This window comes from Actinosynnema sp. NPDC020468, from assembly GCF_040642015.1.
Lineage (GTDB): Bacteria > Actinomycetota > Actinomycetes > Mycobacteriales > Pseudonocardiaceae > Actinosynnema.
Window position 1 is genome coordinate 96,090 of record NZ_JBFAEO010000013.1, and the last position, 25,335, is coordinate 121,424.

Here is a 25,335-nt window from a genome sequence, read left to right on the forward strand (position 1 = left end):
CGTTGGCGGGCGCGAGCCGGCTGGAATCGGATGCGGCACTGGTGCCTGCCGAGTTCGGCCTGGTGATCGATGGGAATGTCGGTGCGATCCGCCGAGACGGCGGACGTGGAGATCAAATTGGCTGCACGCATGGTCGGCGAAGGCATTCGGCACGCGACGGTAGTGATCAACTCACTGCCTTGCGTCGGTCCGTTCGGTTGCGACACCCTCGTGCCGATCCTGCTTCGGTACGCAGGAGGTGCTCGGCCGTGGTGGCGCTAGAGGCGTGGTTCGACTGGAAAGCGGCAGGGCCTACGGTGGTGCGAACCCCGGCCGAGTTGGACGCTGTGTTGGACATCGTCGTCGGGTGGAACGATCCCACCACGGTGCAGCTCCTCGTCCACGGCAACCCCGGCCACGCGATCCTCGATGTCGGACTGGACGCCACCACAGGACGTGGTGTTCTGTACTACTCCGGGCCTGATGCTCCTGATGCCTGCGTCAGCAAGGGATCGGAGATCGCCTCCGAACCGCCCGTCTACTACTTCACCGGCTCGGACACCGAGTTTCCGGTGGACGCGGAGATCTCGTTGGCCGACGCACGTCGGGCCGCGCACGAGTACCTGGCCACAGGAGGCGGACGGCCGGATGGGGTCGACTGGCAGGTCGGCCGACGCTGACCGCCTCCGGTGGGCGAGGTCGTCAGGCAACGGGCACGATGCGCGTGCGCACCCCCGGTACGTCGAGCGCGCTCAGCAGGCGGTCGGTGTCGGCGAGGCTCAGCCAGCCGCCCAGGCCCGCCGTGAACGCCGCCACCCGGCGGTCGGCGAACTCCACGCCCCACGCCGCCACGTAGGCATCGGGGGATTCCTCTCGTTCCTGCACCACGGCGAACAGGCCCGGGGCGGTGCTGGCGACCAGCTCCCTGACGGCCGCCTCGTAGACCTCCGGGTCGGTGAGGTCGGGGACCAGGGATTCGGACGACTGCGACATGTGGGGGTCCTTTCGGCGTGCTGTTGGGGGTGCGCAACAATCGTGGCGTGCTCGCAACCCCGTGTGCAAGTCGAATTGTCCACAGATTGCATTTGTTCACCTGGACGGAGGAACCCCTGCCATGAGTGGAGTGGGGTACGCGATTCCCCCGAACGTGCGAAAGCACCTCGCGGCGGAGGTGAAGAAGATCGTCGGCGACCGGCTCCAGAAGGACCTGGTGAGCGCGCTGAACGAACGCGCCGGTGATGACAGCTGGAATATTCACCGGATGGGCCGAATCCTGCGCAACCAGACGCGCGTTCAGCCCGACGAGGTCGAAGACATCGCGGAGGTCTGCGGTGTCACCGATCAGGAACTGATCGCCAAGCTCAAGGCCTGGGCCAAGTCCGCCCGGCTCAAGGGTCGCTGGGAGCAGAAACGCCGGAACCTGCACGAGAACCTGATGGACCTCGTCGGTTACGAGGAGCAGGCCGTCGTCCAGCGCATCTGGGACCCGCTGCTGATCCCCGCGCTGTGCCAGACCGCTGGTTATGCATCAGTCGTCATGTCCGCCATGGATCCCCACCTGGTGACGGGCGAACTCGACCGCTGGGTCGACGCCCGGATCGCCCGCCAAGCCGCTCTGACCGGCGACTTCCCGCAACACCTTTGGGTGTTGTTGGACGAGCGCGTCGTCCGTACGCAGATCGGGTCGGCGGACACCTGGGTCGAGCAGTTGCGCCACCTCAAGAAGATGGCGTCCTGGCCGAACGTGACACTCCGCGTAGTCCCGACCACCGCGGCACCTCACCCGGGACTCTCAGGCTGGTTCACCCTGATGGAGTTCGCGGACGACATTCCTGACATCGCGTACACGGATGGTCTCGGCGGGAGTCTCTATCTCGAAGAGGCCCAGGACGTTCGCGGCTGTACGCTCATTTTCGGGCATCTGCTTGGGATCGCCCTCAACGCCATGGAGACGATCGCCCTGCTGGACAAGGCGGTCAACGACACGAGGGGGCTCGAATGATCACCTTCACGACTTGGCGGAAGAGCAGCCGGAGCGGTACGAGCAACGGCGGCGGCGGAACGCAGTGCGTCGAGATCGCGTTCGCCGACGACGCGACTCGGGTCGGTGTGCGCGACTCGAAGGCGGACGGTGCACGGCTGGAGTTCGCAGCCGGTGTGTTCGCCCAGTTCGTGGCGGGCGTCAAGCGCTGAACGGGGGCGGGGCGGTGTAGGCCGCCCCGCCTTCCGTCAGACCAGTGCCTCGGTTTCCGGGCTGATCTTGTTGAGCAGCCAGTAGATGCCGCCCGCGACCACGAACGGCACGATGCAGCTCAGGTCGATGCCGCCCGCGATGCCCGCCAGTGGACCGGTGTAGATCGGGTTCGCGGCCAGCAGCAGGCCGAGCACGACCGCCGGCACGAACGCGGCCAGTGCGCGGAGATTGACGCCGGCGGTGAAGCGGTACCGGCCGTGCGGGTCCAACAACTCGTCCGGTGCGTACCGGCCGCCCCGCAGTGCGAAGCCCACCAGCATGATCGCGGTCCACGGCGCGATCAGGGCCAGCAGCAGCAGGATGAACGTGGAGATCGAGTCGATCGCGTTGTACGCCACCGCGCCCACGTACAGCACGGCCACGCCGACCACGGCCATCACGACCGTGCACGTCACCCGGGAAGCCTTGCGCGCCAACGAGTTGGCCGTGATGCCCGCCGCGTAGATGCACAGCGCGCCCTGCGGCAGCGTGCCGAAGAAGCCGAACACGATGACGAACAGGGTGAACCACGGCGGCACGGCCTCGGTCAGGCCGATCACCCACGGCACCGAGGAGTCGGTGATCATGGTGGTGGCCATGATGCCGACCAGCAGCGCGATGGCGTTGGAGACGAACATCGAGAAACCGTTCCAGGACACGGCTTCCCGGTCGGACGTGCCGGGTCGGACGTGCCGGGCGTAGTCGCCCTGCAACGTCGCGTAGGTGATCGGCACGGTCACGCCGAACGTGACGCCGAGCAGCCACGTCTCCCAGAAACCGCCCAGCAGCAAGGAGGACGGCTCGGCGGGGGTGAAGTCGGGCAGCAGCGCCAGCACGAGACCGGCGAGCACCAGGCCGCCGATGACCGTGACGGCCTTGTAGGTGGCCAGCAGGACCCGGTGGCCGAACACGGCGACCAGCACGACCGCCAGGGCGACCGGGATGATCACCACGCTCAGCGAGCCGAAGCCGAACAACCGCTGGGTGGCCGCGACCACCGCGGTCGCGCCGGTCCACACCGCGATGGCGAAGAAGCCGATGGCCACGCACAGCGTGATCAGGTTCGTCACCACCCGGCCGCGGACGCCGAAGTGGGCCGCCGACGACACGGCGTCGGTGGCGCCGGTGCGCATGCCGAACCTGGCCAGCGGTGCGAACGCGAGGCTGCCGAACACCAGCCCCACCAACACCGACGTGACGCTGCCCCACCAGCCGAGCCCGAAGCTCACCGGCACCGAGCCGAGCACCACGACCCCGAACGAGAACTGCGCGGAGTGCCAGATCCACAGGAACTCGCGGGCGGGCGACGTGCGCTCCGCCTCGACCGCGAGTTCGGTGTCCGGCCTTTCGAGTACGACGGACATGCGTTCCCCAATCGGGACAAGGGGGTGCCCGGCCCGCGGGTCGGGTCCGCGGGCCGGGCGGGTTCGCCGGAGCGAGTCAGAGCGGGTACGGTCCGTCGGCCGGGAGCCTGGTCACCCGAAGGGAACCGCACTCCGGACCGGAGACCTGCTCTCCCGTGTTGAGGTCGAACGTGGAGTGGTGCAGCGGGCAGGTGATCCGCAACCGGCGCTCGTTGACGATGCCGAAGAGCATGCGCCCCTTGCGGTGGGGGCACTCGGCCTCGGTCAGGAACCGCTGACCGCCCGCCTCGACGAGCACCAGGTCCGCGGTCAGCTGCCGCATCACCACGCCGGTCCGCTTGCGCGGCGCGGGTTCCCCGGCGGGTTCCCCGGCCGGTACCCCAGCCGGCCGGGGTTCCACGGCGGTCACGCGACGGCCTTGGCCCTGGCGACCGCGGCGTCCATCGCCTCGCCGACCACGGTGCTGGTCAGCTCGACGCCGGCCCACACCTTCCGCAGGTCCACGCCCTGCTCGAGATCCAACTCGCGGATCGCGGCCTGCATCTGCTTGCTGTGGAAGGCGTCGACGTAGAGGTGCTCGGTGTAGTACCGGTCCTGCTCCAGGCCCAGCCGCTTGCTCGCGCCCGCGAAGCTGCGGAACGCGTAGAGCACGCTGGACTCGAAGTAGGAGTAGGCGCCGAGGAAGTAGTCCGGCTCGGGAGCGCGGGCCGCCAGCCAGTAGAACAGGTTGACGAAGCCCAGCACCTCGTCGGCGGCGTTCTCGACGTGGTGGTCGAGGTCGGTCGGCAACCCCAGCTCGCGCAGCAGGCCCAGGTAGAGGCCCGCGTGCTCCTGGTCGTCGTTGCCGCAGCCGAACTCGTCGATCAGCACGCGGAACACGGCCATCCGGGACCGCGAGGGCAGCCGCGGGATCACCGCGAGCAGCGCCTGCGACTCGATCAGCCCGTCCACCGCGAACTGCGAGACGATCTCCCGGAACTGCGGGAGGTCGGCGTCGTCGGTGATGAACAGGTCGGCCGGGCCGGGGTTGGCTTCCTCGTCGGCGAGCCGCTCGCCCAGCGCGGTGATCAGCTCACCGCGCTCGGCGAAGTCCGGCGCGTTCGCGACGAACTCTGCCGCGCGCACGCCGAAGAACTTCTCCTCCAGTTCGAGGATCCGCGCGTAACCGGCCGCGTCCGGCACCGACCGGTTGAGGCGGTAGAGCGCGCGCGCGTCGCTCACGCCACGGCCTCCTTCTCCGGCACCACGTTCGCCGTGGAGAGCACGCCGCGGCGCACCAGCTCCTCCTTCAGCGGCACGTACCACTCGTCGCCGAACAGGCCGTGCTGCTCGCAGGTGGCGTTGATCCGGTCCTGCAACTCCTGGCTCGGCGCCGCGAGCATGTCGTTGACCAGCACCGGCTCCAGGTTGAGCAGCGGGCCGATGAACCCGTTCACGTCGCCCGCCTGGAACAGCAGGTTCTCCCAGCCCTCGAACACCGGGATGCCGGTGCCGGCGGCGGTCATCTCCTGGGTGAAGTCCGCCGAGCCGCTCGACTCCTTGATGCCGACGATGCCGGGCAGCCGGCAGATCTTCAGCAGGGTGTCGAGCTCGATCCGGTTGCCGGACACGGCCTCCTCGTTGTAGAGGAAGATGCCGACGCCCACCGCCTCGCGGATCCTCGTGTAGTGGTCCAGGATGTCCTGCTGCGTGACGTCCTTGCCGTACGGCGTGGTCGCCACGATCGCGTCCACCCCGAGGTCCACCGCGATCTTGGCGCGGGCGATGACCTCGTCGGTGGTCGGCAGCTGGATGCCCGCGAGGACCGGGAGCCCGCGCGAGTGCTTCACCGTGTAGGACACCACGTCCGACCACTGCTGCTCGGATAACTTCCAGCCCTCGCCGGTGCTGAGCGCCGGCATCAGGCCGTTCACGTGGTCGCCGAGACTCGCGACGAGACGGTCCACATCGGACTCGGAGACCTCGCCGTTCGCGTCGAGCGGCGTCACGAGCGGGACGATCGTTCCGTGGAAGCCCATGACGTCACACCCCTTCCGGGTGGACCAGCAGCGCCAACGACTGCTGGTAGAGCGTTTCGAGTGGTTCGGGGAACGCCGACTCGACGTCGGGCAGCTCACCCAGCGGCAGGTCGGTCCGGCCGGTCAGCTGCGGGTCGGTGGTGTAGAGCGTGGCGCCCCGGTTGAGCACCACGGCCACCGTCAGCCGCCGGCCGAGCGGGAGACCGGCCAGCAGGGACGAGGTCTGCGCGACGCGCAGGTCGTCCTCCGTGTAGCCGATCCGGTCGACCTTCATGTCCGTGTGGAGCACGTCCATGAACGGGTAGTACGCGTCCTGCACCTCGCGCGGGTAGCCCCAGACCAGGTCGTCGCAACGGCCGACCTGCTCCAGCGGCATGACGGCGCCGGTGGTCAGGCGGTGGGCGAAGAACGCCTTGCCCTGCCTGCGGATCCGGTCGTCCGTGCTGTTCATCGCCATGAACAGCGCCGCGTCGATGACGGCCTCACCACTCATTGCGGGCCAGCACCTCGCGGAAGGCGGTCATCGCGCCGGCGAAGACCTCGGGCTCGCGGGCCAGGGCCAGGCGGATGTAGCGCTCGCCCTTGATCGGCTCGTGCCAGAAGAAGTACGTGCCGGGCAGCACGTAGACCTCGTTCTCCAGCAGGTGCTTCTGGAGCTCGGACGCGGTCAGGTGCTCGGGCTTGACGCGGAACCACGCCACGCTCACGTTGACGGCCGGCTCGATGTACTCCAGCACGTCGCCGTCGAGCGCCTGCTTGGCCAGCAGCCGGTTCTCGGTGATCACGTCGCGGACCGACGCGAAGTCGTCCTTGATCGAGTCCTCGATGTAGTCGGCCACGAAGTTGAGCACGAACGGCGAGACGTTGAGCAGGACGCTGGTGTGGAGGTTGTAGACCTCGTCCAGGATGTCGTTGCTCGGCGTGATCAGGGCGCACTTGGCGTCCTGGATCGGCCAGGTCTTGCCGGTGTCCTCGATGGCGAAGTAGGTGACGCCGGAGGACTCCAGCAGGTCGTAGATCGGGATCCGGCCGACCTTCTCGTCGGCCAGCGCGAACGAGGCGAAGCAGTGGTCGATCAGCAGGACCTTGTTGTGGTCGACGCAGTACCGGATGACCTCCTCCCAGCCCGTGCGGCCGTCCTTGAGCAGGCTGAAGCCGGTGGGGTTGTTCGGGTCGACCAGGAACAGCGCGTCGGTGTGCACGTTGCGGACCAGGTTGTCGTAGATCGACACCGGGTCGTGCAGGTTGCTCTCGTCGATCGGGCGGACCTCGACCTGCATGTTCTTGAGCAGGTCGACCAGGTTGTCGAAGCACGGCTCGATCAGCGTGACCGAGAGGTTGCGCTGCTTGAGGAACATCGCGGCGACCATGGTCGAGATCGAGGCCGCGTAGGACAGGAAGGTCTTGTTCAGCTCGGCGACGCCGGGCTGCTGGTGGAGCCGGAAGAACGCTTCGATGAACCGCTTCTCGTAGAACGACTGGAGGCCCTCTTCGGCCTCGTGCCACCGCTGCGGCAGGCTGGCGACGATCTGCTCCTGGCTGGCCGACTGGCGCTGGTGCGTGTGGGCGTCCGCCAGGTTGAAGCGGGTCTTGAGGGCGAGGATCTCGTGCTGCGTCAGGTCGACGAAGCCGTCCACGTCCTTCTGCTTGGCCTCCACACCGGCGGTGAGGTCGGTGATCGGCGCTTCGGTGCTGGTGCTCATCGAGAAATACCCCCAGGGCATTGTTCCGGGCAGGTCGACAAGAGGCCGTATGGGCGGCCCCGGTCAATTCGGGAAGTTGGAGCTTCTCACTGTCCGCTGTCGTGCCGAGTCCCACGGTAACCACGGTTACGCCGTCGTAACAATAACGGACGGATCACGATTCGCGGTACTCCGGGGGGTGCAAAAAATGCCGCCACAAGTCCCACATATGAGACTTATGACGACATTGGATTCTGTTATGGCTTCGGATATGCGAAATCCCGGCCACCGGGGCCGGGATTTCGACCAGCAAAAATGAGGTGTATCCGGGCCGGCCTAATTCACCGGCTGAACTACTAAAGAGCGGAGACCTTGAGCAGCGCGTCGACGGCGGTGGGCTCGTCGCCGGTGATGACCGGCCAGCCGACCCCGTAGTCGCCCTGCCAGCCGACCGCGATGCCGGGGTTGGCGTGGTCGGTGCCGTCGGGCAGGAAGAGGTGCGGGCTACAGTTCACCGTGTCCGAGGCGGCGATGTCGGCCTGCTCGAACAGGGTCTTGCGCGCCCGGCCGTCGCGCAGCGCCTCGACCAGGGCCGGTACGTCCACCACGCCGGTCTTCTCCGCCACGTCCAGGATCACGTGGTAGTTCGCGACGCTGCGGGATTCCGCCCAGAACGCCTTGCGCAGGCCGAGGTCGAGCTGGTCGGCCGCGTCGAGCGACTGCTCCTTCGCGGCCTGGATCGCCTCCAGCGCGAGCAGCGTGCTCGACGGGTACAGCCAGTCCTTGTCCTGCCACAGCTGCCAGCCGGCCGCGGGCTCGAGGCTCGCCGTGCGGCCGACCTCGCTGTCCGTGCCGGTGCGCGGCGACGGGGCCTTGTTCAGCAGCTCCAGGGGGAACGCCCGGTGGTCGAAGCGCACGCGACCCTCCAGCCCGAGCCGCTTGCGCGCCTCGTGCAGCCGGAAGATCGTGACGTGCGCGAACGAGCACCAGATGTCCGAGAACACCACGATGGTGCCCTGCTCGGGGGTCAAGCCGTGGTCCGTGGTCATGCGCTTGCCTCCGCTTGTGCGATCACGTTCGCCAACTCCGCCTCGTGTCGTTCGAGGACGGCTTCGACCTCGACGTCCTCGGGCGGCAGCCACGGGGTCATCGAGGGGATCTTGCGCATCTCGTCCAGCAGCCGGTCGGTGAGGCCGTTGGCCACCGGGCCGTGCGCGCTGAGGATGCGGGCCGGGTTCAACGCCCTGATGACGTCGATCACCTTGTCGAACTTCTGCGGGTCCACGAGCGAGGTCCACGGCGCGTTGGCCCGGGTGAACAGGGCGAACCCGTCGTAGTAGTCCTGCTCGGTCAGGTCGCTCGCGTCCGCGACGAACTGCGGGATCACGGTGCCGAAGCTGTCCGCGCTGAACAGCGTGTCGAGCTTGTGGTCGTACACCGCGATCGTGGACGGCGCGTCGTAGGCGGGCGGCCGCAGGACGGTGATCTCGCGGTCGCCCAGGTCCAGCTTGCGGCCCGGGTTCACCGCGATCACGCGGTGCTGGGCGACGTTCCACTGCTCGGCGAGCCGGTCGACCGACAGCTGGTTGGTGATCAGCTTCGCGTTCGGCGCCGCGGCGAGGATCTCGCGCAGGCTGCCGACGTGGTCGCGGTCGTCGTGCGTGACGACGATCCACTTGAGGTCCTGGGGGTCGACCAGGTTCCACAGGTGCTGGTCGAAGGAGCCCGAGTCGATGGGTAACCCGGTGTCGATGAGCACCGGTTCGTGCGCCCTGATCAGGTAGGCGTGCACGGGCAGCACCCCGGCGCCCGCGATGGGCAGCTGGGAGGGCAGCACGAACACGTCCGGCGCGGCGTTGTACGGCGTCAGCACGGCGGTTGCGCCTTTCCGTGGTGGGAGTGGGCGCGTCCCGGACCCCGAGGGAGAAGTGGGGGCCGGGACGCGGGTCGGGGTGGGCGGGTGGTGCCTACTTGGCCAGCTGGACCAGGATCGAGCCCGCGATCAGCAGGCCGACGCCGATCAGGCGCGGCGCGGTGAGCTTGCGGCGGGGCAGCCGGAAGAACCCGTTCTGGTCGATCACCGCGGAGGCCAGCTGCTGGCCGAGCACGGTGAACGCCACCGTGGTCGCCGCGCCGATCTCCGGGATGAGCAGGAACGTCACCGTCACGTAGATCGCCGCGCACGCGCCGCCGAGCCAGCCCCACCACGGCATGCCCTTGAGCCCGGAGAGCTTGGGCTGCGGGGTCTTCTTCGCCGCGAGCAGGATGACCAGGACGATCGCGATGAACAGCGTGGCGACGATGAAGCTGATCAGCGCGACCGCGATGGGCGCGTGCAGGTCGGCGCGCAGCTTGGCGTTGATCGCGCCCTGCACCGGCAGCACGCCGCCGGCCAGCACGCCGAGCACCAGCCAGCCGGACTGGCTGCCCAGCGTCGGACGCGCGTCGGCGGCGACGGCGGTGCCCGGACCTGCCTTGATGGCGGCGTTCTGACCGCGCACCACGACCGTGATGCCGGCGACGACGGCCGCCGCGCCGAGCACGATCAGCAGGTTGATCGGCACCTGCTTGACGCCGATGAAGCCGCCGAGGTCGAGCACGAGCGAGGCGAGCATCTGGCCGGTGACCCACAGGCCGACCGTGGTCACCGCGCCGAGTCGGGGGATCAGCAGGATCCCGCTGGTGATGTAGATCGGACTGGCGATGCCGCCGAGCAGGTGCCACCAGGTCACGTCGGAGACGTCACCCAGAGCGCCGATGCTGCCCACCACGAGCGTGGCGACGAGCAGCAGGCCCGCGGCGACCGAGAGCTGGAGGGTGGACGCCCCGTATGGAGTGCCCACCGCGCGGTTGAGCTGCAAGTTTACCGACGCCTGCACCGCGAGCAGGGTGCCGACCAGCAGCGCCGAAGCGAGGAGAGCGAGGTACATGGCACTATGAAAGCACTAAGTGGACAAGGCGTCCACTTCCCCGATTGCGTATGGTGGTCGCCATGTCCAGCGAGGTCGTCCTGTCCTCCGGCAACAACGGACGGCCGCGTGAGCGCGCGGACGCGGCCCGCAACCGCGCGCGGGTGCTCGCGGCGGCCGAACAGCTGTTCGCGCTGGCCGGCGGCGCGGCCGGGGTCACCATGGAGGACATCGCCCGGGCCGCGGGCGTCGGGCGGGCCACGCTGTACCGCCGCTACCCGGACCCGACGTCGATCGCGCAGGCGCTGCTGGACTCGCACGAGGCCGAGTTGCAGGGCCGGATCATGACCGGACCTCCGCCGCTCGGACCCGGCGCGCCGCCCGCCGACCGGCTGGCCGCCTTCTACCGGGCCATGACCGAGCTGCTCGAACGCCACCTCCACCTGGTGCTGGGCGCGGAGACCGGTCGGGCCCGGTTCCGCACCGGCGTCTACTCCTTCTGGCGCCGGCACGTGGAGGTGCTGCTCCAGTCCGGGCCGCCACCGCACCCGTCCGCGCTGGTCGACGCGCTGATGGCGCCGCTGGCGCCCGAGGTCTACGAGTACCAGCGCAAGGTGCGCGGGCTGACCCCGGAACAAATCGCCGAGGCGTTGGCGCTCCTGGCCGGGCGGGTGTTGGTGGCGGGGCGCTAGCCTTCGGCCCCCGGTTCGATCGTCCCACACGGCACCGACATTTTCGGGTGGGTGCCCGGTGGCCGGATGCGGTCACGGGTGGCTTCATGAGGGGGCGGCGGGTGCGTGCGCGGGGAATTCGCTCCGGCACCCCGAACTTCGCGTTCGGCGTTCCGAACGGGCGTTCGCCTTCGACGTATTTCGCCGGCCCGGCGCGGTGCGTTCGGGTTCGCCACGTGGTGCGTTCGGACAACCGCACGGGGCCGTACTCGAATTATTTTCAGGATGGCCGGAAATGCTCCGGCGAATGTCTCAAATACTCACTCGTCCGAGGGAATTCGGGATGCCGCGGGGTTGGTTCGGGCCGGCCGGGTCAGGGCAGGACGGTCAGGTGGGTCGGCGGCACCGCCGAGGTCAACCAGACGCCGTTGGCGCTCACCTGGAAGCGGTGGCCCGCGGCGTGCAGGGCGGCGGCGTCGACCCGGAGCAGCACCGGCCTGCCCCGACGGGCGCCGACGCGCTCGGCGGTCGCGGTGTCGGGGGAGAGGTGGACGTCGTGCCGGGACATCGGACGCAGGCCCTCGGCCAGGATGGCGGGCAGGGACCGGGCGACCGTGCCGTGGTAGAGGTGCTCCGGCGGCACCGCGTCGGGCAGGTCGAGGCTGACCTCGACGCTGTGGCCCTGGTTGGCCCGGATGCGGTCGCCCTCGACGGCGAAGCGCTGCTTGTCGTTGCGGGCCACCACCTCCAGCACCCGGGCGCGGGTCGTCCGCAGCGCGGCGGCGAACACGTCCAGGTCGACCCAGCCCGCGTCGTCCAGCACCAGGCCCGCGGCCTCCGGGGCGTGGCGCAGGTGGCGTGACATCCGCTTCGAGAGGCGGATCATGTCTTTCTCTTGCACGCCCCGAAGTGCAGCACGTCGGAGGGCGTCACGGCCACCGGTTTCGGCCGCGGTGGTCCCGGCGCCCGTCTCAGGTGCCGCCCTCGACGGCCGGCTTCAGCTTGGGCGCGCCCGGCCCGTCGACCGCCTGCGAGTCCTCGAAGTTGTGCAGGAAGCACGACCGCAGCGACAGGCACCCGCAGCCGATGCACGAGGTCAGCCGGTCCCGCAGCCGCTTGAGCGCGTCGATCCGGGCGTCCAGCTCCACCTGCCACGTCGCCGACAGCCTGCTCCAGTCCGACTTCGTCGGCGTCCGGCTCTCCGGCAGCGTGGCGAGCGCCGCGTGCACGTCCTCCAGTGACAACCCCACCCGCTGCGCGGTGCGGATGAACGCGAGCCTGCGCAGCACCGACCTCGGGTAGCGGCGCTGGTTGCCCGTCGTGCGCTCGGACGCGATCAGCCCCCGCTCCTCGTAGAAGCGCAGCGCCGTGTGCGGCACTCCGCTGCGCTCGGCGACCTGGCCGATGGTCAGCATCTCGGGCAGCTTCGTCACGGCGGACATCCTACGTCTTGACCTCCACTTAAGTCGAGGTTGTTTTCTCGGGAGCATGCCAGCCAAGAGCTACGCCGACCTCCCGGCGCTGTTCGCGCGGATGTCCGGCGACGAGAAGCACGAGTGGGCGGCGGCGTCCACGCTCGACGTCCTGTGGGTGCTCTACGACCGCGTCCTCGACGTGTCGCCGCGGCACCCCGACCACCCCGACCGGGACCGGTTCCTGCTCTCCAAGGGGCACGGTCCGATGGCCTACTACGCCGTGCTCGCGGCGAAGGGCTTCCTCGAGGAGTCCACCCTGGACGACTGGACGTCGTTCGACTCGCCGCTCGGGCAGCACCCCGACCGGGTCCTGGTCGACGGCGCCGAGATCGGCAGCGGCTCGCTCGGGCACGGGCTGCCCATCGCCGTCGGTCTGGCGAAAGGCCTTGCCCTGCAAGGGAACGAGGCGGGCGTGTACGTCCTGGTCGGCGACGCCGAGCTGGACGAGGGCAGCAACCACGAGGCCATCGCGATCGCCGGCCGGTTCGGGCTCGCCAACCTCGTGGTCGTGGTGGTCGACAACCGCTCCGGCACGCTCGGCTGGCCCGGCGGCGTCGCGAGCCGGTTCGCCGTCGAGGGCTGGCAGACGTCCACAGTGGACGGACGAGACCAGGACGCGCTGTACGACGCGTTCACCCAACCGCACGACCGCCCGCTGGTCGTCGTCGCCGAGATCGGGGTCCGATGAGCACCATGCGCCAGACGTTCGTCGACGTGGTCGAGCGGTCCACCGACCCCCGGGTCGTGGTCGTCATCGCCGAGATCTCCCGCGACGTGTTCACCCCGTCCGACCGGGTGATCAACGTCGGCATCCGCGAGCAGGCCCTGGTCGGCGTCGGCGCCGGGCTCGCGCTCGCCGGCCTGCGCCCCGTCGTGCACAGCTACGCCCCGTTCCTGGTGGAACGCCCGTTCGAGCAGATCAAGCTCGACTTCGGCCACCAGGACCTCGGCGGCGTGCTGGTCAGCATCGGCGCCTCCTACGACGACCCGGCCTGGGGCCGCACCCACCAGGCGCCCGGCGACGTCGCGCTGCTCGACACCCTGCCCGGCTGGCGCGTCGTCGTGCCCGGCCACCCCGACGAGGTGGCACCGGTCGTGGCCGACGCGCTGGCCGCCGACGACCGCGTCTACATCCGGCTGTCCACTCGCGAGAACGACGCGCCGCACCCGGTGATCGAGGGGCTCACCGAGGTGCGCACGGGCTCGCGGGGCGTCGTCGTCGCGGTCGGCCCGGCGCTGCGCAACGTCCTGGAGGCCACCGCGGGCGCCGACGTGACCGTGCTCTACGCCACCACCGTGCGCCCGTTCGACGCCGACGGCCTGCGCCGCGCCGTCGCGCGGAGCCGACCCGACGTGCTGCTGGTCGAGCCCTACCTGGAGGGCACGTCGGCGCGCCTGGTCAGCGAGGCCCTGGCGGACACGCCGCACCGGCTGAGGTCGCTCGGCGTGCGCCGGGACGCCGAGCTGCGCGCCTACGGCACGCCCGAGGACCACGACTCCGCGCACGAACTCGACGCACTGGGCATCGCCGCCGCCGTGCGTCGGATGTTCGACCACCCGGTGCCTGCGGCATGATCCCCGATTGTGAGCGTGCCGAGAACCCTCGTCTGGACACCCGCGCCGACCGCGGAGCTGCAACGCGAGCTGCACCGCGCCGGCGGCGGGCCCGCGGCGCTCGTGCCGGTCGCCTCCGGGACCGTGCTGCTGCCCAAGCGCGGCAGCGGTTACGTGGCCGCCGAACGACTCGCGGCGCAGAGCAGGCACGCGGGCGGCGAGGCGGCGTTCGTGCGGTGGAACGGCCAGGCCGAGGTGTGGTCCGACGGCGACCGGGTCGGCTACCGCGGTCCGGCGCGCCGGCTCGTCGGCTTCCTGCGCTGGCTGCGGCTCAAGCCGGTGCGCGGCGTGCTCGACCTGCCCGAGGACGTCGCCGAGGTGCGCGGGCTGGTGGACGAGGGCCGGGCCGACGCGTGGATCACCAACCTGCCCGACCAGGCCGCGCTGCCCATCAACACCGTGCTGCCGGTGGTACCGGTGACGCAGGGCGGCGCGCCGTTGGCCTAGCCTGGTCGCGTGGCACGAGTCGTCGTACTGGACTACGGATCAGGCAACCTCCGCTCCGCCGAGCGCGCGCTCCAGCGCGTCGGCGCCGACGTCGAGGTCACCTCCGACCACCGCGCCGCGCTCGAGGCCGACGGCCTGGTGGTGCCCGGCGTCGGCGCCTACGCCGCGTGCATGGCCGGGCTGAACGAGGTCAAGGGCGGCGTGATCATCGGCCGCCGGCTCGCGGGCGGCCGTCCGGTGCTCGGCATCTGCGTCGGCATGCAGATCCTGTTCGAGCGCGGCATCGAGCACGGCGTGGAGTCCGACGGCTGCGGCGAGTGGCCGGGCACCGTCGAGCGGCTCGACGCGCCGATCGTGCCGCACATGGGCTGGAACACGGTGCGCACGCCCGAGGGCTCGGCCCTGTTCGCGGGCCTGCCCGCCGACACCCGCTACTACTTCGTGCACTCCTACGGCGTGCGCAAGTGGGAGCTGGACGACACCGGCCCCCTGCGCGCGCCGCTCGTCGCGTGGGCCGAGCACGGCGGCGACGAGTTCGTCGCGGCGGTCGAGAACGGTCCACTGTGGGCGACCCAGTTCCACCCGGAGAAGTCCGGCGACGCGGGCGCGCACCTGCTGGAGAACTGGCTCCGCACCCTGAACTAGGCTGTCCGGCGTGACTTTCACGCTGCTGCCGGCCGTCGACGTGGCCAACGGTGTTGCCGTCCGCCTCGTCCAGGGCGAAGCCGGCTCCGAGACCGACTACGGCGACCCGCTCGACGCCGCGTTGCAGTGGCAGCGCGACGGCGCGGAGTGGGTGCACCTGGTCGACCTCGACGCCGCGTTCGGCCGCGGCTCCAACCGTGAGCTGCTCGCGCGGGTCGTCGGCGAGCTCGACGTCAAGGTCGAGCTGTCCGGCGGCATCCGCGACGACGAGTCGCTGGCCGCCGCGCTCGCCACCGGCTGCGCCCGGGTGAACCTGGGCACCGCCGCGCTGGAGGACCCGGCGTGGTGCGCGAAGGTCGTCGCCGAGCACGGCGAGCAGGTCGCCGTGGGCCTCGACGTCCGGATCACCGCCGAGGGCCACCGGCTGGCCGCGCGCGGCTGGACCCAGGACGGCGGCGACCTGTGGGAGGTGCTCGACCGGCTCGACCGCGACGGGTGCACCCGCTACGTGGTGACCGACGTGTCCAAGGACGGCACCCTCCAGGGCCCGAACATCCAGCTGCTGCGCGACGTGTGCGCGCGCACCGACGCGCCGGTGATCGCCTCCGGCGGGGTGTCCAGTGTGGACGACCTGGTCGCGCTGGCCGCGTTGGCGCGCGACGGGGTCGAGGGCTCGATCGTCGGCAAGGCGCTCTACGCGGGCGCGTTCACGCTCCCCGAGGCCTTGGCCGCGGTACGTCGCTGATCGCCCGCTCGAACTCCGCCCGGATGTGCTTCTCGGCGGCGTGCGCGGTGACGCCCGTCTGCGCCAGGGCCCTGGCCGCGGTGCAGTCGGGCTCCGCGAGCAGCCCCAGCAGCACGTGCTCGGTGCCGACGAACGGCTGACCGAGCCGCAGCGACGCGCGCACCGCGAGTTCCGAGGCCTTCTTGGCGTGCGCGGTGAACTGCTGGTCGTCGGGCCGCTCCTCGGGCGCGCCGGCCAGCTCGTGCAGCAGGACGAGCCTGGTCGTGCCCTCGGAGGCCTCCAGCGCGGCGACGGTTTTGGCCGCCTGACCGCCGGACTCGTCCAGCAGACCGAGCAGCAGGTGCCCGGTGCCGACGTGCGTGCTGTACCGGGCGTGGTGGCGGGCCAGCACCACGACCCGCCGGGCGCGGTCGGTGTACCGGCCGAAGTCCGGCCTGGTCGACTCCTTGGGCACGAACCGCTTCTGCGCGGCCTGCTTGGTGACCCCGATGCTCTCGCCGATGTCGGTCCAGCTCGCGCCCGACCGCCGCGCCTCGTCCACGAAGTGGCCGATGAGGTGGTCGCCCAGCTCGCCGAGCCGCGCGCTCAGCTCGACGGCCGCGGCCAACCTGGTCAACGGCTCGCGGGCCTCCTGGGCGACGGTGACGATGAGGTCGGTCAGCTGGACCGGCGGCTGCATCCGTCAACTTTAGGTTGACGCAGAGTAGAGCGTCAACTCGCGGTTGACGGCATCTCGGGGCAGCTTCGGCACCGCGCGTGCCTGGGCTGAAAGCGACGGCCGGCCGCGTCAACCCGGGGTTGTCGGCACCACCGAGTGCCCTGCGGCGCATGGTTCGCCTCGGCCCGATCGCCCTGCGGCGCCCACGTCCGCCGGACGACGCCGAGCCGTTGTCGACGCGATCGCCGGCACCGCGTGGTCGCTGGAGGACGCCGGGCCGTAGTCGCTGACCCGACCGCCGGCCCGCGTGGTCGGGTCGGAGGACGCCGAGCCGCTGTCGCCGACTCGATCGCCGGTGTCTCGCGGCCGCCAGGGGACGCCGAGCCGCTGTCGCCCGCCCGACCCCACCGGCGGCGGCGTGTCCGAGCGATGGCCGGGCAGCGTCAAGCCGAGGTCGTCGGCACCACCCGGATGCCCACAGTGCCCTGCTCGCCCCGCCGGATCCGGCTGCCGAACAGGGTCAGCCGGCCGACCAGGCCGTACTTGCGGGCGATCAACCTCTTGGCGTGCGCGCTCTCCTCGGCGCCCAGCACCTCGGCCGTGGCGTCGACCGCGGGCCCCGTCGGGTTGCCGCGGAAGTCGCACGGACCGACGGTGACCGCGCCGCCGTTGCGGATCCGCTTCACCTTGCCCGCGTCGCGCGCCGACCACACGTACAGCGCGCCGCCCTCCTCGGCCGCCCACACCGGCGTCGGCACCCCCTGACCGCTGCGCCGGAAGGTCGTCAGCACCACGTACTTCTCCTGCCCCAACGTCATCCCCGCACCGTAGGCCCTCGCACCGCGCCACGTAGGCTGGACGCCATGTCGGTCGCGGTGCGGGTCATCCCCTGTCTGGACGTGGACCAGGGACGGGTGGTCAAAGGGGTCAACTTCACCAACCTGGTGGACGCGGGCGACCCCGTCGAACTGGCCAGGGCCTACGACGCCGAGGGCGCGGACGAGCTGACCTTCCTGGACGTGACCGCGTCGTCGGGCAACCGCGAGACCACGTTCGACGTCGTGCGGCGCACGGCCGAGCAGGTGTTCATCCCGCTCACCGTCGGCGGCGGCGTGCGCGCACCGTCCGACGTGGACACGTTGCTGCGCGCCGGCGCGGACAAGGTCGGCGTGAACACCGCCGCCATCACCCGGCCCGAGCTGCTCGGCGAGCTGTCCCGCCGGTTCGGCGCCCAGTGCATCGTGCTGTCGGTCGACGCGCGCCGGGTGCCCGAGGGCGGGAAGCCCACCCCGTCCGGGTTCGAGGTCACCACGCACGGCGGCCGCAAGGGCACCGGCATCGACGCCGTCGAGTGGGCGGCGCGCGGCCAGGAGTTGGGCGTCGGCGAGATCCTGCTCAACTCGATGGACGCCGACGGCACCAAGAGCGGGTTCGACCTGGAGCTGATCAGGTTGGTGCGCAAGGTGGTCGACGTGCCGCTGATCGCCAGCGGCGGCGCGGGCACGACCGCGGACTTCCCGCCGGCGGTCGAGGCGGGCGCGAACGCGGTGCTCGCGGCGAGCGTCTTCCACTTCGGCGCGCTGCGCATCGGCGAGGTCAAGGACGAGCTGCGGCGCTCCGGCGTGGAGGTCCGCTGATGTTCCACCCCCGCAACGTCCCGGTCGAGGTGTTCGCGGCGATCGTCGTGGGCGCGGCGAGCGCGCTCGCGTTCGTCCTCGAAGGACTCGTCCGCTGGCAGGCCGACGGCGACCCGGGGTGGATCAGGTTCCCGGTGATCGTCGCGGTGCTCGAGCTGCTCGCCGTCGCCGCGCTGCTGACCCGGGCCCGGGCCGCGCGACTGGGCGCCACGGTCGTGTTCGTGCTCGTCGGCCTGATCCACCTGCTCGCCACGCTGAACGACGGCCCCGTGTGGGTGCGGGTGCTGTCCGGCGTGCTGTCCGCGGCGCACGTCTTCGGGCTCGTGCTGCTCAACACCCGACCGTCGCTGGAGCACTTCGGAGGATCCCGGTGAGTCTCGACCCGTCCGTCGCCGACCGGCTCAAGCGCACCGCCGACGGGCTGGTGTGCGCCGTCGTGCAGGACCGGACCAGCGGCAAGGTGCTGATGGTCGCGTGGATGGACGACGAGGCCCTGCACCGCACGCTGACCACCCGGCGCGCCACGTACTACTCGCGCAGCCGGCAGCAGCTGTGGGTCAAGGGCGAAACCAGCGGCCACACCCAGTACGTGCACGAGGTCCGGCTGGACTGCGACGGCGACGCGCTGCTGCTCCGGGTCGACCAGGTGGGCGGCGCGTGCCACACCGGCGACGAGACGTGCTTCGACGCGACCACGCTGCTGGCCGCCCAGGACCACGCCGGCGGTCAGCCGATGTCGCCGGTCAGGTAGCGCTGGAGGTTCGGCGCGATCGCCTTGACCAGCACCTCCACGTCGGCCGAGGCGATCGGCTCGAACCGCACCATGTAGCGCACGATGCCCATGCCGAAGATCTGCGTGGCGCACAACGTGGCCCGCAGCTCGCCCCGGTCCACCGCCAGCTCCACCAGCACCCGCCGGAGCAGTTGCTTGACGAAGAACTCCTTCAGCACCTCGGCCACCTGGTCGTGTGCCGTCACGCTGCGCACCAGCGCGGTGAACTGACCGCCGCCGGTCGCGTCCCACACGGCGACGAAGTTGCGCACGATCCGTTCGCCGACCTCCTCGACCGGCCCGTCGAGCAGGCGTTCCACCAGCACGTTCGGGTCGACCGGCAGTTGCAGCACGGCCTTGGCGAACAGGTTCTCCTTGCCGCCGAACCAGTGGTTCACCATCGCCGCGTCCACCCCGGCCCTGGCCGCGATCGCCCGGACGGTGGCGCCCTCGTACCCTCGTTCCACGAACACCTCGCGCGCCGCGGCGAGCAGGGCGGCCTTGGTGTCCTCGCCGCCCGCCCGTCGTCCGCGCCGCCTCGGCGTCGCCTGTTCCCCGGTCACCGCACCATCTTCACCGCACCGGGCCAGTATTTCAACACGAGGTGAAATAGCCCGCGGCGAAACCCGTTGGGCGGCGCACGGCAGAATGGCCGTCATGGTGAGCGTCATCGGTGCAGGCACCGGTCTGGGCGAGATCAGCCCGACCCGCGAGGAGTTCCGCGAACTCGCCGCACACCGCCGGGTGATCCCGGTGGTGCGCAGGCTGCTCGCGGACGCGGAGACCCCTGTCGGCCTCTACCGCAAGCTGGCCGCGGACCGCCCGGGCACGTTCCTGTTCGAGTCCGCCGAGAACGGCCGCTCCTGGTCGCGCTGGTCGTTCGTCGGCGCGCGCAGCGCCGGCTGGCTGACCGCGACCGGGGGCGAGGCGCACTGGCGGGGCACGCACCCGGTCGGTCTCCCCGAGGGCGGCGACCCGCTCGTGGCGCTGCGCGAGACCATCGAGGTGCTGCGCACCGACCCGCTGCCCGGCCTGCCACCGCTGACCGGAGGCATGGTCGGCTACATCGGCTACGACGCCGTGCGGCGGCTCGAGCGGCTGCCCGAGCTGGCCGAGGACGACCTCGGGGTGCCCGAGCTGGTCATGCTGCTGGCCACCGACCTGGCCGCGCTGGACCACCACGAGGGCACCGTCACGCTGATCGCCAACGCGATCAACTGGGACGACTCGGCGCAGCGCGTGGACGCCGCGTACGACGACGCGGTCGCGCGGCTGGACCGGATGACCGCCGACCTCCAGCACCCCGCGCCCGCCACGGCCGCCGTGTTCTCCCGGCCCAAGCCGGAGTTCACCCGGCGGCGGACCCGCGAGGAGCACTGCGCGGCGGTGGAGAAGGCCAAGGCCGCGATCCGGGCCGGCGAGGCGTTCCAGGTCGTGCTGTCGCAGCGGTTCGAGATGCGCACCGACGCCGACCCGCTGGACATCTACCGGGTGCTGCGCACGTCCAACCCCAGCCCGTACATGTACCTGCTGCGGCTCGAGGGGTTCGACATCGTCGGGTGCAGCCCCGAGTCCCTGGTCACCGTCCGCGACGGCAAGGCGACCACGCACCCCATCGCGGGCACCCGGTGGCGCGGCGTGGACGCCGAGGAGGACTCGCTGCTCGAGAAGGACCTCCTGCACGACGAGAAGGAGCGCGCCGAGCACCTGATGCTCGTCGACCTGGGCCGCAACGACCTGGGCCGGGTGTGCAAGCCGGGCTCGGTGACCGTGGTCGACTTCTTCAAGGTCGAGCGGTACAGCCACGTGATGCACATCGTGTCCACGGTCACCGGGGAGCTGGCCGAGGGGCGCACGGCGTTCGACGCGGTGGCCGCGTGCTTCCCGGCGGGCACCCTGTCCGGCGCGCCCAAGCCGCGCGCGATGGAGATCATCGAGGAGCTGGAGCCCACCCGGCGCGGCCTGTACGGCGGCGTCGTGGGCTACCTGGACTTCGCGGGCGACGCGGACACCGCGATCGCCATCCGGACCGCCCTGGTCCGCGACGGCGTGGCCTACGTGCAGGCGGGCGGCGGCATCGTGGCCGACTCCGACCCGATCGCCGAGGACAACGAGACGCTGAACAAGGCCGGCGCGGTCCTGTCGGCGATCGCCACCGCCCAGACGATGGCGGCGGCGGTGGACCCGGCCGGTGTCTAGCCCGTCCCGGCGTCCACTGTGGACCGTCGTGCTGCTGTTGCTGCTCGGCGCGGTGGCGCTGTGGTCGTCGGCCGCGCTCGAGTGGGACGCTTCGGCGCACCGAAGCGGCGGCGCGGTCGAGCCGGCCCTGGTGCCGGTGGCCTGGCTGGCCGTGGCGGCCGTCGCGGCGACGGTCGCGCTCGGCGGGTGGGTCCGCCGGGTGCTGGGCGTCGTCGTGGCGCTCGCGGGCGGCACGACGGTGTATCTGGCCGTCGCGGACGCGGGCGGGCTCCTGGGGCGAGGCGTCGGCGGGCTCGGCGGCGTGCTGGTGCTCGCGGCGGGCCTCGCGCTGGTGGTCCGGGGGTCGGCGCTGCCCAGGCTGGGCGGCGGCTACCAGACGCCGGGCGCGGCGAAGCGCGTCGTGGACCCCGAGCGCGAGCTGTGGAACGCGCTGGAGCGCGGCGACGACCCCACCGCCCGGGACCGACCTCACGCCGACGGGTGACTCGGCGTCCGGGTGGCGCACGTTTGCGCACGTGGAGTGCGAAGAACCCCGACCAACTGCGCGAACAGGGCGACCCCGGTCGCGGGAGCGGGTCCACCACGGGGTTAGCATCCTTGTGGCGGGAAGGGGAGCATGACGTGCGGGAGCTTGCGACCGAACTGTTGACGGACACGAGCGAGGTGCTCGGATGACCGTTCTCGAATCGATCATCGAAGGTGTTCGGGAGGACCTCGCCGCGCGCGAGGCGGAGTTGCCCTTCGACGCGCTTCGGGAACAGGCGGCGAAGGTGCCGCCGCCCCAGGACGTGATGTCGATCCTGAGGTCGCCCGGAGTGGGTGTCATCGCGGAGGTGAAGCGGCGCAGCCCGTCCAAGGGCGCGCTCGCGGAGATCCCGGAGCCGGCGGACCTGGCGACGCAGTACGAGTTGGGCGGCGCGCGGGCGATCAGCGTGCTGACCGAGCAGCGGCGCTTCGGCGGCTCGCTGGCGGACTTCGACGCGGTGCGGGCCGCGGTCGGGGTCCCGTTGCTGCGCAAGGACTTCATCGTCAGCCCGTACCAGGTGCACGAGGCCCGGCTGCACGGCGCGGACCTGGTGCTGCTGATCGTGGCGGCGCTGGAGCAGAACGCGCTGGTGTCGCTGCTCGACCGGGTCGAGTCGCTGGGCATGACGGCGCTGGTCGAGGTGCACACGGCCGAGGAGGCCGACCGGGCGTTGGAGGCGGGTGCGTCGGTGATCGGCGTGAACGCGCGCAACCTGCACACGCTCGAGGTGGACAAGGACGTGTTCGGGCGGATCGCGCCCGGGTTGCCCTTCGAGACGATCAAGATCGCCGAGTCCGGGGTGTCCGGGCCGGGCGACCTGATGGCCTACGCCGGCGCGGGTGCCGACGCGGTGCTGGTCGGCGAGAGCCTGGTGACGAGCGGCGACCCCAAGGTCGCGGTGAACAAGCTGGTGACGGCGGGGTCGCACCCCGCGTGTCCCCGGCCGAGCAGGTAGAGGAGAGCGCATGTCGAGCGGCCAGTTGCCCCCGACGCCCCACGACCCGGACGAACGCGGTCACTTCGGGCGATGGGGCGGCCGGTTCATGCCGGAGGCGCTCATCGCCGCGGTGGACGAATTGGCCGAGTTCTACGAGAAGGCCCGCGTCGACCCGGAGTTCCTGGACGAGTTCTTCCGGCTGCTGCGCGAGTACGCCGGACGTCCTTCGCTGCTCACCGAGGCGAAGAAGTTCTCCGAGCACGCCGGCGCGCGGGTCTTCCTCAAGCGCGAGGACCTCAACCACACCGGGTCGCACAAGATCAACAACGTGCTCGGGCAGGCGTTGCTGACCAAGCGGATGGGCAAGAAGCGGGTCATCGCGGAAACCGGCGCCGGGCAGCACGGCGTCGCCACCGCGACCGCGTGCGCGCTGATGGGCCTGGACTGCGTCGTCTACATGGGCGAGGTGGACACCGAGCGGCAGGCGCTGAACGTGGCGCGGATGAAGCTGCTCGGCGCGCAGGTCATCCCGGTCAAGACCGGGTCGCGGACGTTGAAGGACGCGATCAACGAGGCGTTGCGCGACTGGGTCGCCAACGTGGACGACACGCACTACCTGCTGGGCACGGCCGCCGGGCCGCACCCGTTCCCGATGCTGGTCCGGGACTTCCACCGGGTGATCGGCATCGAGGCCCGGGCGCAGATCCTCGACCAGGCCGGGCGGCTGCCGGACGTGGTGGCGGCGTGCGTCGGCGGCGGGTCGAACGCGATCGGCATCTTCCACGGGTTCATCGACGACCCGTCGGTGCGGCTGGTCGGGTTGGAACCCGGCGGCGACGGCGTGGACACCGGTCGGCACGGCGCGACGTTGACCGCCGGCACGCCCGGGTCGCTGCACGGCGCGATGTCGTACGTGCTCCAGGACGAGGACGGGCAGATCGCCGAGGCGCACTCGATCTCGGCCGGTCTGGACTACCCGGGCGTCGGTCCGGAGCACTCGCACCTCAAGGACATCGGGCGGGCCGAGTACCGGCCGGTGACCGACGCCGAGGCGATGGACGCGTTCGCGCTGCTGTCCCGGTCCGAGGGCATCATCCCGGCGGTCGAGTCGGCGCACGCGCTGGCCGGCGCGCTGGTGCTCGGTCGGGAGCTCGGCCCGGAGGGGTTGATCGTGGTGAACCTGTCCGGTCGCGGCGACAAGGACATGGACACCGCGATCAAGTGGTTCGGGCTGGGCGTGGAGGAGTCGTCATGAGCAGGCTGGAAGCGGTGTTCTCGGCGTGCCGCGCGGAGTCGCGGGCGGCGTTGATCGGCTACCTGCCCGCGGGCTACCCCACCGTGTCCGGTTCGGTGGACGTGCTGCGCGCGATGGTCGAGTCCGGGTGCGACGTGGTCGAGGTCGGCCTGCCGTTCTCCGACCCCGTCATGGACGGGCCGACCATCCAGCGCGCCGCCGAGCAGGCGTTGGGCGGCGGTTTCCGGGTGCGCGACCTGTTCGGCGTGGTGGAGCAGGTGTCGGCGGCCGGTGGGCGGGCCGTGGTCATGACGTACTGGAACCCCGTGCTGGCGTACGGGGTGGACCGGTTCGCGCGCGACCTGGCGGCGGCCGGCGGCCTGGGGCTGATCACGCCGGACCTGGTGCCCGACGAGGCGACCGAGTGGATCGCGGCGTCCGAGGAGCACGACCTGGACCGGATCTTCCTGGTGGCGCCGTCGTCCACCGAGGAGCGCATCGCGCTGACCGCGTCGTCGTCCCGGGGCTTCCTGTACGCGACGTCGGTGATGGGCGTGACGGGCGCCCGCGACGCGGTCTCGTCGGCCGCGCCGGAGTTGGTGGCGCGGGTGCGCGAGCACGCCACCCTGCCGATCGGGGTGGGGCTGGGAGTGCGCAACGGCGACCAGGCGGCCGAACTGGCGGCCTTCGCGGACGGCGTCATCGTGGGCTCGGCGTTCGTGTCGGCGGTGGAGACGGGCACGGTCGCCGACCTGACCCGCGACCTGGCCGAAGGCGTCCGCCGCGTGCCGTCGCGGGCGTAACTGCGGAATAGCCGCACTTTGGAGTGAACGACAAACCGGGGGCCTTCCGAGGCCCCCGGTTTTGTCGGTGGTGGTCGGGACACTTGCCGCATGACGAACACCGCACCCCACGCCCCGTCCTCCGACCACCGCCCCGCGCTGTTGGGCGGCCTACCGCCGACCGACCCGGGCCGTTCTCGCGGCCATCGGCACCCCGAGTCCGCTGCCGGGCCGCCGTGGGCGGAACAGGCGTGTTCTCTCGGTGATCGCCCGAGGTGGCGGAGCGCAGCCTCGCTCCCGCCTGGGCCGCCGCCCTCGTCCGCGCCGCCGTGTTCTCGCGGCGATCGGCACGCCAAGTCCGCTGTCGGGCCGCCGCAGGGGGAACATCCACGTCCTGCGGGTGATCGTCCGAGGTGGCGGAGCGCGACCTCGCCACCGCCTGGGCCGCCGCCCTGGTCCGCGCCGCCGTGTTCTCGCGGCCATCGGCACGCCGAGTCCGCTGCCGGGCCGCCGTGGGCGGAACAGGCGTGTTCTCTCGGTGATCGTCCGAGGTGGCGGAGCGCAGCCTCGCCACCGCTTGCGCCGCCGCCCTCATCCGTACGGCCTGGGCCGCCACCCTCGCCCGCACCGCCGAGCCCGCACAGCCGAGCCCCGCACAGCCGAGCCCCGCACCGCTGGGTCCTGCACCGCTGGGTCCTCGCCGGCGGCGGCACCCCGGGCCGCCGCCGGCCGCCGTGGGCGGCTGGCCCTTCCGGCTGGCACGCCCGTCCGGTGACCGGTCCCTCGGCACCCGGCCCTTCCGCGCCGC

The 25,335-nt window shown here is 71.2% G+C and carries 33 protein-coding genes; 18 read left to right on the forward strand and 15 right to left on the reverse strand.

The window, feature by feature from the left end:
• Nucleotides 1-129 precede the first annotated feature (129 nt).
• Together AB0G50_RS12310 and AB0G50_RS12315 are read left to right on the forward strand one after the other, a co-directional pair.
• Entirely contained in the window at nucleotides 130-261 is a 132-nt protein-coding gene (locus tag AB0G50_RS12310) for a DddA-like double-stranded DNA deaminase toxin (protein WP_360106164.1), read from the forward strand.
• A gap of 35 nt (nucleotides 262-296) precedes the next feature.
• Nucleotides 297-659 carry an Imm1 family immunity protein gene (locus tag AB0G50_RS12315; protein WP_360106167.1) on the forward strand — a complete coding sequence of 121 codons (363 nt, stop codon included), beginning with the start codon at nucleotides 297-299 and terminating at the stop codon, nucleotides 657-659.
• Between the two features lie 22 nt (nucleotides 660-681).
• On the opposite strand, the gene AB0G50_RS12320 is transcribed toward AB0G50_RS12315, so the two are convergent.
• Entirely contained in the window at nucleotides 682-972 is a 291-nt protein-coding gene (locus AB0G50_RS12320) for a hypothetical protein (RefSeq protein WP_360105978.1), read from the reverse strand.
• A gap of 178 nt (nucleotides 973-1,150) precedes the next feature.
• Here AB0G50_RS12320 and AB0G50_RS12325 point away from each other — a divergent pair, with 178 nt between their 5' ends.
• Together AB0G50_RS12325 and AB0G50_RS12330 are read left to right on the forward strand one after the other, a co-directional pair.
• Nucleotides 1,151-1,981 carry a DUF5753 domain-containing protein gene (locus tag AB0G50_RS12325; RefSeq protein WP_360105981.1) on the forward strand — a complete coding sequence of 277 codons (831 nt, stop codon included), beginning with the start codon at nucleotides 1,151-1,153 and terminating at the stop codon, nucleotides 1,979-1,981.
• Nucleotides 1,978-2,172: a DUF397 domain-containing protein gene (locus AB0G50_RS12330; protein ID WP_360105984.1), complete on the forward strand. Its 195-nt coding sequence runs from the start codon at nucleotides 1,978-1,980 to the stop codon at nucleotides 2,170-2,172. The genes AB0G50_RS12325 and AB0G50_RS12330 overlap by 4 nt, the downstream gene beginning before the upstream one ends.
• Nucleotides 2,173-2,208: 36 nt before the next feature.
• Here the strand turns inward: AB0G50_RS12330 and AB0G50_RS12335 are convergent, their stop codons facing one another.
• From AB0G50_RS12335 to AB0G50_RS12375, 9 genes are all read right to left on the reverse strand, one after another.
• Nucleotides 2,209-3,576, reverse strand: coding sequence for a cytosine permease (locus AB0G50_RS12335; protein ID WP_360105987.1), 1,368 nt, complete (start codon nucleotides 3,574-3,576; stop codon nucleotides 2,209-2,211).
• 76 nt (nucleotides 3,577-3,652) lie between these two features.
• Nucleotides 3,653-3,985: a Rieske 2Fe-2S domain-containing protein gene (locus AB0G50_RS12340; protein ID WP_360105990.1), complete on the reverse strand. Its 333-nt coding sequence runs from the start codon at nucleotides 3,983-3,985 to the stop codon at nucleotides 3,653-3,655.
• On the reverse strand, nucleotides 3,982-4,797 hold the full coding sequence (locus AB0G50_RS12345; RefSeq protein WP_360105993.1) for an iron-containing redox enzyme family protein: 816 nt from the start codon (nucleotides 4,795-4,797) through the stop codon (nucleotides 3,982-3,984). Before AB0G50_RS12345 ends, AB0G50_RS12340 begins: the two co-directional genes overlap by 4 nt.
• Nucleotides 4,794-5,594, reverse strand: a complete 801-nt coding sequence (locus AB0G50_RS12350) for a dihydrodipicolinate synthase family protein (RefSeq protein ID WP_360105996.1) — start codon at nucleotides 5,592-5,594, stop codon at nucleotides 4,794-4,796. The genes AB0G50_RS12345 and AB0G50_RS12350 overlap by 4 nt, the downstream gene beginning before the upstream one ends.
• Nucleotides 5,595-5,598: 4 nt before the next feature.
• Nucleotides 5,599-6,087 carry a DUF6190 family protein gene (locus tag AB0G50_RS12355; protein WP_360105999.1) on the reverse strand — a complete coding sequence of 163 codons (489 nt, stop codon included), beginning with the start codon at nucleotides 6,085-6,087 and terminating at the stop codon, nucleotides 5,599-5,601.
• Entirely contained in the window at nucleotides 6,077-7,297 is a 1,221-nt protein-coding gene (locus AB0G50_RS12360) for a pyridoxal phosphate-dependent aminotransferase (protein WP_360106002.1), read from the reverse strand. Before AB0G50_RS12360 ends, AB0G50_RS12355 begins: the two co-directional genes overlap by 11 nt.
• Before the next feature lie 335 nt (nucleotides 7,298-7,632).
• A complete protein-coding gene (locus AB0G50_RS12365; protein ID WP_360106005.1) occupies nucleotides 7,633-8,325 on the reverse strand; it encodes a DsbA family protein in 693 nt (230 codons plus the stop codon).
• On the reverse strand, nucleotides 8,322-9,149 hold the full coding sequence (locus tag AB0G50_RS12370; RefSeq protein ID WP_360106008.1) for an MBL fold metallo-hydrolase: 828 nt from the start codon (nucleotides 9,147-9,149) through the stop codon (nucleotides 8,322-8,324). Before AB0G50_RS12370 ends, AB0G50_RS12365 begins: the two co-directional genes overlap by 4 nt.
• A gap of 94 nt (nucleotides 9,150-9,243) precedes the next feature.
• Entirely contained in the window at nucleotides 9,244-10,206 is a 963-nt protein-coding gene (locus AB0G50_RS12375; protein ID WP_360106011.1) for a DMT family transporter, read from the reverse strand.
• Nucleotides 10,207-10,268: 62 nt separating this feature from the next.
• Between AB0G50_RS12375 and AB0G50_RS12380 the strand changes: the two genes are divergently transcribed.
• Nucleotides 10,269-10,877: a helix-turn-helix domain-containing protein gene (locus tag AB0G50_RS12380; RefSeq protein ID WP_360106015.1), complete on the forward strand. Its 609-nt coding sequence runs from the start codon at nucleotides 10,269-10,271 to the stop codon at nucleotides 10,875-10,877.
• A gap of 352 nt (nucleotides 10,878-11,229) precedes the next feature.
• On the opposite strand, the gene AB0G50_RS12385 is transcribed toward AB0G50_RS12380, so the two are convergent.
• Both AB0G50_RS12385 and soxR read right to left on the reverse strand, forming a co-directional pair.
• Nucleotides 11,230-11,757: an RNA 2'-phosphotransferase gene (locus tag AB0G50_RS12385; protein WP_360106018.1), complete on the reverse strand. Its 528-nt coding sequence runs from the start codon at nucleotides 11,755-11,757 to the stop codon at nucleotides 11,230-11,232.
• A gap of 70 nt (nucleotides 11,758-11,827) precedes the next feature.
• Complete coding sequence (gene soxR, locus AB0G50_RS12390) at nucleotides 11,828-12,289, reverse strand: redox-sensitive transcriptional activator SoxR (RefSeq protein WP_360106021.1); 462 nt, start codon at nucleotides 12,287-12,289, stop codon at nucleotides 11,828-11,830.
• 55 nt (nucleotides 12,290-12,344) lie between these two features.
• On the opposite strand from soxR, the gene AB0G50_RS12395 reads away from it, so the two are divergent.
• Genes AB0G50_RS12395 through priA form a run of 5 tightly spaced genes read left to right on the forward strand, consistent with a single transcriptional unit; the run spans nucleotide 12,345 to nucleotide 15,782 of the window.
• Nucleotides 12,345-13,019 (forward strand): thiamine pyrophosphate-dependent enzyme, encoded by a 675-nt coding sequence (locus AB0G50_RS12395; RefSeq protein WP_360106023.1) that lies wholly within the window; start codon nucleotides 12,345-12,347, stop codon nucleotides 13,017-13,019.
• On the forward strand, nucleotides 13,016-13,906 hold the full coding sequence (locus AB0G50_RS12400; protein ID WP_360106026.1) for a transketolase: 891 nt from the start codon (nucleotides 13,016-13,018) through the stop codon (nucleotides 13,904-13,906). The genes AB0G50_RS12395 and AB0G50_RS12400 overlap by 4 nt, the downstream gene beginning before the upstream one ends.
• Before the next feature lie 9 nt (nucleotides 13,907-13,915).
• Nucleotides 13,916-14,392 carry a hypothetical protein gene (locus tag AB0G50_RS12405; protein WP_360106029.1) on the forward strand — a complete coding sequence of 159 codons (477 nt, stop codon included), beginning with the start codon at nucleotides 13,916-13,918 and terminating at the stop codon, nucleotides 14,390-14,392.
• A gap of 9 nt (nucleotides 14,393-14,401) precedes the next feature.
• On the forward strand, nucleotides 14,402-15,037 hold the full coding sequence (gene hisH, locus AB0G50_RS12410; RefSeq protein WP_360106032.1) for an imidazole glycerol phosphate synthase subunit HisH: 636 nt from the start codon (nucleotides 14,402-14,404) through the stop codon (nucleotides 15,035-15,037).
• Nucleotides 15,038-15,047: 10 nt separating this feature from the next.
• Entirely contained in the window at nucleotides 15,048-15,782 is a 735-nt protein-coding gene (priA, locus tag AB0G50_RS12415; RefSeq protein WP_360106035.1) for a bifunctional 1-(5-phosphoribosyl)-5-((5-phosphoribosylamino)methylideneamino)imidazole-4-carboxamide isomerase/phosphoribosylanthranilate isomerase PriA, read from the forward strand.
• Here priA and AB0G50_RS12420 read toward each other — a convergent pair.
• A complete protein-coding gene (locus tag AB0G50_RS12420) occupies nucleotides 15,745-16,461 on the reverse strand; it encodes a Clp protease N-terminal domain-containing protein (RefSeq protein WP_360106037.1) in 717 nt (238 codons plus the stop codon). The genes priA and AB0G50_RS12420 overlap by 38 nt on opposite strands.
• Nucleotides 16,462-16,883: 422 nt before the next feature.
• Complete coding sequence (locus AB0G50_RS12425; RefSeq protein WP_360106040.1) at nucleotides 16,884-17,258, reverse strand: PPOX class F420-dependent oxidoreductase; 375 nt, start codon at nucleotides 17,256-17,258, stop codon at nucleotides 16,884-16,886.
• Between the two features lie 45 nt (nucleotides 17,259-17,303).
• On the opposite strand from AB0G50_RS12425, the gene hisF reads away from it, so the two are divergent.
• Genes hisF through hisI form a run of 3 tightly spaced genes read left to right on the forward strand, consistent with a single transcriptional unit; the run spans nucleotide 17,304 to nucleotide 18,828 of the window.
• Nucleotides 17,304-18,077 carry an imidazole glycerol phosphate synthase subunit HisF gene (gene hisF, locus AB0G50_RS12430; protein ID WP_360106043.1) on the forward strand — a complete coding sequence of 258 codons (774 nt, stop codon included), beginning with the start codon at nucleotides 17,304-17,306 and terminating at the stop codon, nucleotides 18,075-18,077.
• On the forward strand, nucleotides 18,077-18,451 hold the full coding sequence (locus AB0G50_RS12435) for a hypothetical protein (RefSeq protein ID WP_360106046.1): 375 nt from the start codon (nucleotides 18,077-18,079) through the stop codon (nucleotides 18,449-18,451). The genes hisF and AB0G50_RS12435 overlap by 1 nt, the downstream gene beginning before the upstream one ends.
• Entirely contained in the window at nucleotides 18,442-18,828 is a 387-nt protein-coding gene (gene hisI, locus AB0G50_RS12440) for a phosphoribosyl-AMP cyclohydrolase (RefSeq protein ID WP_360106169.1), read from the forward strand. Before AB0G50_RS12435 ends, hisI begins: the two co-directional genes overlap by 10 nt.
• On the opposite strand, the gene AB0G50_RS12445 is transcribed toward hisI, so the two are convergent.
• Nucleotides 18,804-19,412, reverse strand: a complete 609-nt coding sequence (locus tag AB0G50_RS12445) for a TetR family transcriptional regulator (protein ID WP_360106049.1) — start codon at nucleotides 19,410-19,412, stop codon at nucleotides 18,804-18,806. The two genes, hisI and AB0G50_RS12445, sit on opposite strands and share 25 nt — an antisense overlap.
• Nucleotides 19,413-19,506: 94 nt before the next feature.
• Between AB0G50_RS12445 and AB0G50_RS12450 the strand changes: the two genes are divergently transcribed.
• The 5 genes from AB0G50_RS12450 (at nucleotide 19,507) to trpA (ending at nucleotide 24,548) form a co-directional block, all read left to right on the forward strand.
• Entirely contained in the window at nucleotides 19,507-21,048 is a 1,542-nt protein-coding gene (locus AB0G50_RS12450; RefSeq protein ID WP_360106052.1) for an anthranilate synthase component I, read from the forward strand.
• Nucleotides 21,041-21,532, forward strand: a complete 492-nt coding sequence (locus AB0G50_RS12455) for a Trp biosynthesis-associated membrane protein (protein ID WP_360106055.1) — start codon at nucleotides 21,041-21,043, stop codon at nucleotides 21,530-21,532. Before AB0G50_RS12450 ends, AB0G50_RS12455 begins: the two co-directional genes overlap by 8 nt.
• Nucleotides 21,533-21,719: 187 nt before the next feature.
• Entirely contained in the window at nucleotides 21,720-22,529 is an 810-nt protein-coding gene (gene trpC, locus AB0G50_RS12460) for an indole-3-glycerol phosphate synthase TrpC (RefSeq protein ID WP_360106058.1), read from the forward strand.
• A gap of 10 nt (nucleotides 22,530-22,539) precedes the next feature.
• Entirely contained in the window at nucleotides 22,540-23,766 is a 1,227-nt protein-coding gene (gene trpB / locus AB0G50_RS12465) for a tryptophan synthase subunit beta (protein WP_360106061.1), read from the forward strand.
• Nucleotides 23,763-24,548: a tryptophan synthase subunit alpha gene (gene trpA, locus AB0G50_RS12470; RefSeq protein WP_360106064.1), complete on the forward strand. Its 786-nt coding sequence runs from the start codon at nucleotides 23,763-23,765 to the stop codon at nucleotides 24,546-24,548. Before trpB ends, trpA begins: the two co-directional genes overlap by 4 nt.
• Nucleotides 24,549-25,335: the final 787 nt, after the last annotated feature.